Origin of the sequence: Ensifer adhaerens, from assembly GCF_001270265.1 — a bacterium.
GTDB lineage: Bacteria > Pseudomonadota > Alphaproteobacteria > Rhizobiales > Rhizobiaceae > Ensifer > Ensifer adhaerens_B.
The window spans coordinates 1-420 of the sequence record NZ_LGAP01000097.1 but is presented as its reverse complement, the minus strand read 5'-3'; the positions used below and the strand labels follow the sequence as shown (position 1 = coordinate 420).

Genomic DNA, 420 nt, shown 5'->3' with positions numbered 1-420 from the left:
GTTGGATTGGTGTTGCCTGACCGCGCATCACCGGACAGATCTCGAGAAGCTGGTCTTAAGACAGGCTGCAAGTGAACCGCTCGGCGTGGTTCCAATAAAGCAGGCCTGTCGAACACGTCGATGGCATTGTTAGAAAGCGCGATTGTAAAAGGTAATTGCGCAGAGCTGGTCTGGTGACTGCAAGGTCTCCGGACTTTGACTGTTTCGGCACACTGAAAGGTGTCCGGATGGCCAGGTTTGGCACCCCTTCGAGCGCAAGCGAGGAGGATAGGTTTGCCAAACCAAGCAAAGACGATGAGCATTGGCAATGAGAACGATCAAGTGAAAGAAGGGCATTTGGTGGATGCCTTGGCATGCACAGGCGATGAAGGACGTGATACGCTGCGATAAGCCGTGGGGAGCTGCGAATAAGCTTTGATC

1 rRNA gene is annotated in these 420 nt (G+C 53.3%); it reads left to right on the top strand.

Going from position 1 to position 420, the window contains the following annotated elements:
* Window positions 1–315: 315 nt before the first annotated feature.
* Window positions 316–420: ribosomal RNA gene (locus tag AC244_RS34850) — 23S ribosomal RNA — on the top strand; the annotation flags it as partial.